This window comes from Vibrio sp. 1401 (assembly GCF_033340295.1).
Map to the genome: position 1 here is coordinate 1 of NZ_JAWOWF010000545.1, position 607 is coordinate 607.

General features: G+C 43.5%; 1 protein-coding gene. It reads right to left on the reverse strand.

Annotation, left to right across the window (positions count from 1 at the left end; genetic code table 11):
• Nucleotides 1–28: 28 nt before the first annotated feature.
• On the reverse strand, nucleotides 29–568 hold the full coding sequence (locus R7Z77_RS26735) for a heme NO-binding domain-containing protein (RefSeq protein WP_318137222.1): 540 nt from the start codon (nucleotides 566–568) through the stop codon (nucleotides 29–31).
• Between the last annotated feature and the right edge of the window lie 39 nt (nucleotides 569–607).

Below are 607 nucleotides of genomic sequence, written 5' to 3' on the forward strand. Positions count from 1 at the left end.
TAATGAGGAGTTACCCGTCATACTCTTCTTATTGTGCCTCCAGCCAAAATCGAACTTGGCTTCCGTCTTCAGTTTGGTTTTGATGCGTAATATGAATGACCTGTCCAAAGTGTGCAGCACAGCCTTTGAGCAACCCCAAACAAACATGCGCCATACACCTTGCACTATGGTAGTCGAACACCAGTTCTGACTGTGTTTCGCTGATAAAATCGAACTTAGGCGGATTGGCGTCTGGGTAAAGTTTGTTAACTTCTACATGAATAAAGCCTTCTACATGTCGAACAAATTGAACTCTATTGTCGCACTGCTGCAAGCTTGCATGACTGGGAATGGATCGTAGCAGGTTCAAAAATACGCTTTCACCAAACACTTCTTGTAACTGCTCTGGGGGAATATCAGAAACTTTGCTGAGATTGACGATCAGTTTGACTAAGTCTCGGTGATCATAACTGCCGACAGAGGTATATACCCCTTCGTCATCGGAAAGTTCGAGCACTTGGTCAAGCACTTCAAGTCCAAATTTGCTTTCCACTAACTCCATGAACTCGGTAAAGATTATCCCTTTCATTGGCAAACACCAACCTCATTGCAACGCCTTAAAAATAAG

Excerpts from the sequence above, each read along its gene's own strand:
- R7Z77_RS26735 (WP_318137222.1), bottom strand. The coding sequence starts at position 568 with ATGAAAGGGATAATCTTTACCGAGTTCATGGAGTTAGTGGAAAGCAAA.